The 4,583-nt window shown below is 61.8% G+C and carries 7 protein-coding genes; all 7 read left to right on the forward strand.

The genetic code is table 11. The annotated features are described in order from the left end of the window. Positions 1-696, forward strand: a 696-nt coding sequence (locus JNL55_RS27775) for an aminotransferase class V-fold PLP-dependent enzyme (RefSeq protein ID WP_293862355.1), incomplete at its 5' end; no start/stop codon positions are given. Then, a complete protein-coding gene (locus JNL55_RS27780; protein ID WP_293862358.1) occupies positions 686-1,066 on the forward strand; it encodes an iron-sulfur cluster assembly scaffold protein in 381 nt (126 codons plus the stop codon). The genes JNL55_RS27775 and JNL55_RS27780, both read left to right, overlap by 11 nt. Positions 1,067-1,152: 86 nt before the next feature. Next, complete coding sequence (locus tag JNL55_RS27785; RefSeq protein WP_293862370.1) at positions 1,153-1,476, forward strand: HesB/IscA family protein; 324 nt, start codon at positions 1,153-1,155, stop codon at positions 1,474-1,476. A 175-nt stretch (positions 1,477-1,651) separates the two neighbouring features. Then, positions 1,652-2,083 carry a nucleoside-diphosphate kinase gene (gene ndk / locus JNL55_RS27790; protein WP_293862373.1) on the forward strand — a complete coding sequence of 144 codons (432 nt, stop codon included), beginning with the start codon at positions 1,652-1,654 and terminating at the stop codon, positions 2,081-2,083. A 27-nt stretch (positions 2,084-2,110) separates the two neighbouring features. Next, on the forward strand, positions 2,111-3,229 hold the full coding sequence (gene rlmN, locus JNL55_RS27795; RefSeq protein ID WP_293862361.1) for a 23S rRNA (adenine(2503)-C(2))-methyltransferase RlmN: 1,119 nt from the start codon (positions 2,111-2,113) through the stop codon (positions 3,227-3,229). Continuing rightward, positions 3,229-3,993 carry a type IV pilus biogenesis/stability protein PilW gene (gene pilW, locus JNL55_RS27800; RefSeq protein ID WP_293862364.1) on the forward strand — a complete coding sequence of 255 codons (765 nt, stop codon included), beginning with the start codon at positions 3,229-3,231 and terminating at the stop codon, positions 3,991-3,993. Before rlmN ends, pilW begins: the two co-directional genes overlap by 1 nt. Beyond that, a partial coding sequence (locus tag JNL55_RS27805; RefSeq protein ID WP_293862367.1) for a helix-turn-helix domain-containing protein occupies positions 3,990-4,583 on the forward strand: 594 nt, incomplete at its 3' end. The genes pilW and JNL55_RS27805, both read left to right, overlap by 4 nt.

Genomic DNA, 4,583 nt, shown 5'->3' on the forward strand with positions numbered 1-4,583 from the left:
GGCGTGATTCAGGACGTCGCCGCCATCGGCGCGATTTGTCGCGAGCGAAACATCCCGTTCCATGTCGACGCTGCGCAAAGCGCCGGCAAGCTGCCGCTGAACGTCGAGACGATGAACATCGATTTGTTGTCACTCACGGCGCACAAGGCTTACGGCCCTAAGGGCATTGGCGTTTTGTATGTGCGTCGCCGGCCGCCGCTGGGCTTGCGGCCGCTGTTCTACGGCGGCGGGCAGGAGGCGGGTCTGCGTTCGGGCACGCTGCCGACCCATCAGATCGTCGGCATGGGCCTGGCGTTCGAACTCGGCGAGCGTGATCGCGAAGCAGACGTTGCTCGCCTCACCGTGCTTCGTGAACGGCTGTGGCAGGGTCTGAATGCCATCGGCGGCGTCGAGCTGAACGGTCATCCCACCGAGCGCGTGGCCGGCGTGCTGAACGTTTGTTTCCACAACGTCGAAGGCGAGAGCTTGCGCTTCGGGCTGCGCGATCTCGCGGTGTCGTCGGGCTCGGCGTGCGCGTCGGGGTCGGACGAGGCGTCTTACGTGTTGCGGGCCTTGGGCCGCACCGATCAGCTGGCGCAGAGCTCGATTCGCTTCAGCCTCGGCCGGTTCACGACCGAAGACGACGTGGATCGCGCGATAGCGTCGGTCAGCCGCGAAGTGAGCAGGCTGCGCGCACTCGTGCCTCATGGAACCTAGCTATTCCCCAGCCGTCGTCGAGCACTTCGAACGTCCGCGCAATGGCGGACACTTCGCAGCGGGCGAGGGCGTCGTTCAGGCTGCGGCTGGCAGCATCGCGCAGGGCACAGTGTTCGCTCTCAGTGCGCGGATCGCCGACGATCGAATCGAAGCGGTGCGTTTCGAAGTTTATGGCTGCCCTCATTGCATCGCTGCCGGTTCCTGGCTGAGCGAGCGATTGGTAGGACTGACACGCAGCGAGTTACGAGCCTGGCGTTGGCGCGACGCCGATCAGGAGCTGCAATTTCCGAAGGAAAAGCGTGGGCGACTTCTCATTCTGGAAGACGCTGTGCACGCGCTAGGTGAAGCTTGGGGCCGACTCATTCCATAATGCGTCCCGGTCGCCACCAATTCGTATGAATTGGCATGGCCTTCGCACTTGATTCAACTGGCCGCCGCCATCAACCTGTAGCCGCCATGAGTATCTCACTGACCCCTGCCGCCGCCGATCGTGTCCAGTCTTTCCTCACACGCCGAGGACATGGCGTGGGGCTGCGCCTGGCAGTCAAGAAGACTGGCTGTTCCGGGTTCGCCTACGTGGTGAATTACGCCGATGACGTCGGCTCCAACGACGTGGTGTTCGAGGACCGGGGCGTCAAGGTCATCGTCGACCGCGACAGCCTCGACTACATCAACGGCACCGAAGTGGACTTCGTCAAGCAGGGCCTGAACGAGGCCTTCCGCTTCCGGAATCCGCAATCCAAGGGCGAGTGCGGTTGTGGCGAAAGCTTTAACGTGTAACGGCCCCGTGTAAGTGGCTGGTCCAGCAGCCTAACTCCGCGTCCCTATTCATTTTCTTGCTGCTCCCGGCCATGCCGGGTAGACTGCGCGCGCGCAATTGCCGCCGCCCGGCCACACGGTCGCGGGCCCGGTCTGGCAAACCCTTTCCAATCCATTGATTACACGGGACGATTCCATGGCGGTCGAACGCACTTTTTCCATTGTCAAACCCGACGGCGTGCAAAAGAACGTGATCGGTGAGGTGTATCGCCGCTTCGAGCAGGCGGGCCTGAAGATCATTGCCGCCAAGATGGTGCAGCTGACCCAGGCGCAGGCCGAGGGTTTCTACGCGGTCCACAAGGAACGCCCGTTCTTCAAGGACCTGGTCAAGTTCATGATCTCCGGCCCGGTGGTCCTGCAGGTGCTGGAAGGCGAAAACGCAGTGGCCAAGAACCGCGAGCTGATGGGCGCTACCGACCCGAAGAAGGCCGATAAGGGCACGATTCGCGCCGATCTGGCCAACAGCATCGACGAGAACACCGTGCACGGCTCGGACAGCCTCGACAATGCGAAAATCGAGATCGCATACTTCTTCGCGGCCACCGAACTCTGCCCGCGTACGCGCTGAAAATAGTAAGTACGCCCGTACATACACATGAACGCGACGCCCGCCAAAACCAACCTGCTTGGTCTCACTCGGACCGAGTTGGAGGCGTTCGTCGCGAACATGGGCGAAAAGCCGTTTCGCGCTCGGCAACTGATGAAGTGGCTGTACAAGCGCCACGTGGCCGATTTCGAACAGATGACCGATCTGGCGAAAAGCTTCCGCGCCAAGCTCAGCGAAATTGCCGAAGTGTCGGTGCCCGAAATCACCATGACGCAGGTGTCCACCGACGGCACCCGTAAGTGGCTGCTGGCCATGAACACCAGCGAGGGCATCAAGCAGGGCATCGAGATGGTGTTCATTCCCGAGCCTGGCCGCGGCACGCTGTGCATCTCGAGCCAGGTGGGTTGTGCCATGGACTGCACCTTCTGCTCGACTGCTCAGCAAGGCTTCAATCGGAATCTCAACGCCGCCGAAATCGTCGGTCAGGTGTGGCTGGCGAACAAAGAGCTGGGTTATGAGCACGGTGGCGATCGGGTCGTCACCAACATCGTGTTCATGGGCATGGGCGAGCCGCTGGCGAACTATCGCAACGTCATCCCTGCCACTGAAATTCTGATGGATGATCTGGGCTTCGATATTTCGCGTCGGCGTGTCACGGTGAGCACCTCCGGCCTGGTGCCGCAGATGTTGAAGCTCGCTGAAGAAACAAACTGTGCGCTGGCCGTGTCGTTGCACGCGCCGAACGACACGTTGCGCGACGAACTGGTGCCCATCAATCGCAAGCACAAGATCGCCGAGCTGTTGGATGCGTGCTGGGTGTACGTCAATAAACAGAATGCCCGCAGCATCACTTTCGAATACGTCATGCTGGATGGTGTGAACGATCATCCCGAGCATGCCCACGAGCTGGTCGCCTTGTTGAAAGGCCGACCGGCCAAGTTGAATCTGATTCCGTTCAATCCGTTTCCGGGCACGCGCTACAAGCGCTCCAGCGCCGCGGCTATCGAACGCTTCCGTGACATTCTCAATACGAACGGCGTGATCGCGACCACTCGTCGCACGCGCGGCGACGATATCGACGCCGCCTGCGGCCAGTTGGTGGGACGCGTCCACGACCGCACGACAGTTCGTCTGGGTTCGAAGCTGATCTCAGTGGCGGTGCAATGATGAGAAGCTCGGCAGTGGCCCTGTGGGTGATGTCGGCCGCGCTTGCCGGTTGCATGAGCAACTCCGACAAGAGGCTCGGCAAGCCCGACAACGAGCGTGCCGCCGAGATCAATCTGGAAATCGGCACTGACGCTTTGCGCAAGGGCAACCTGGTGCTGGCCAAGGAAAAGATCGACAAGGCCGTCGAACAGAATCCGCGCAACGCCAAAGCGCAGACCACCGCCGGCATGTTGTACGAGCGACTCGGCGAAAGCGCCAAAGCCGAAACGTATTTCTCCAAAGGCCTGGCGCTGGATCCGAAAAATCCCGAGCTGCAAAACAACTATGGCGCGTTCCTGTGCCAGAAGGGCAAGCACGACCGCGGCGAGAAGATGATGATCGACGCGGCCAGCAATCCGTTGTATCGCACGCCGGAAGTGGCCTATCTGAATGCGGCCAACTGCGCCCGCAACGGCGGCGACGTCAAACGTGCCGAAGAGAATTTGCGCAAGGCCATCCAGGTGCGGCCGAAGTTCAGCGAAGCGCTGTACCAGATGGCCGACCTGCAATACAAACAAACCAATTATTTGTCCGCTCGCGGTTTTCTCGAACGGTTCACCGCCGTCGGGCGGACCAGCGCGGCGTCGCTGTGGCTGGGCGTGCGCATCGAGCGCGGCCTGGGTAACGACGCTGCCGCCAAGAATTATGCGGAGCGCTTGAAGCTCGAGTATCCGAGGGCCGCACAGACCAAGGAGCTGATCGAGTCCGAGCGGAATCCTGGATGAATGCAGCCGACAGTAGCGACAGTCCGGCGGTCGACACCGCACCGGTCAGCTCTGCCGAGCTGAACGAGTCGCTGACGCCCGGGGAATTGTTGCGGCGTGAACGCGAGCGTCGCGAGATCACCAAGCTGCACATCGCCGAAGAGCTGCACCTGGACGTGCGGGTCGTGGATGCCATCGAAGCGAATCGTTTCGACGAATTGGGCGTGCCGGTATATGCACGCGGGCACTTGCGGCAATACGCCGCGCTGCTCGGGTTGTCGCCGCAGTTCATCATTCAACGCTACGAAGCGGTGACTGGCCAGCAGGACGTGGCGCTGCCGATGCCCACGTCGGCGTCGGTCGGCAGCTCGATAGGAATGGAACGGCCGTCGCTCGCCGGGCCATTGTGGTCGGGCGTGGGCTTGATCGCGCTGTTGATGGGATGGTGGCTGTGGTCGACGGTGTCCGAGCCGGGCGACCCGATGTTGTCGGTGACGCCGGATGCGGCGGTGGAAGCGGAGTTGGGTGGCGAGACTTCGCCGGCACCGACCTCGACGACTGCATCGACGCCGACGTTCGTCGATACGCCGGAGCCAGTGGCGAGCGCGCAG

Origin of the sequence: Steroidobacter sp. (genome assembly GCF_016790065.1) — a bacterium.
Lineage (GTDB): Bacteria > Pseudomonadota > Gammaproteobacteria > Steroidobacterales > Steroidobacteraceae > Steroidobacter.

Bases quoted from the DNA above. Each gene is read 5' to 3' on its own strand.
- JNL55_RS27780 (WP_293862358.1), top strand. From the start codon at position 686: ATGGAACCTAGCTATTCCCCAGCCGTCGTCGAGCACTTCGAACGTCCG.
- JNL55_RS27785 (WP_293862370.1), top strand. From the start codon at position 1,153: ATGAGTATCTCACTGACCCCTGCCGCCGCCGATCGTGTCCAGTCTTTC.
- ndk (WP_293862373.1), top strand. From the start codon at position 1,652: ATGGCGGTCGAACGCACTTTTTCCATTGTCAAACCCGACGGCGTGCAA.
- rlmN (WP_293862361.1), top strand. From the start codon at position 2,111: ATGAACGCGACGCCCGCCAAAACCAACCTGCTTGGTCTCACTCGGACC.
- pilW (WP_293862364.1), top strand. From the start codon at position 3,229: ATGAGAAGCTCGGCAGTGGCCCTGTGGGTGATGTCGGCCGCGCTTGCC.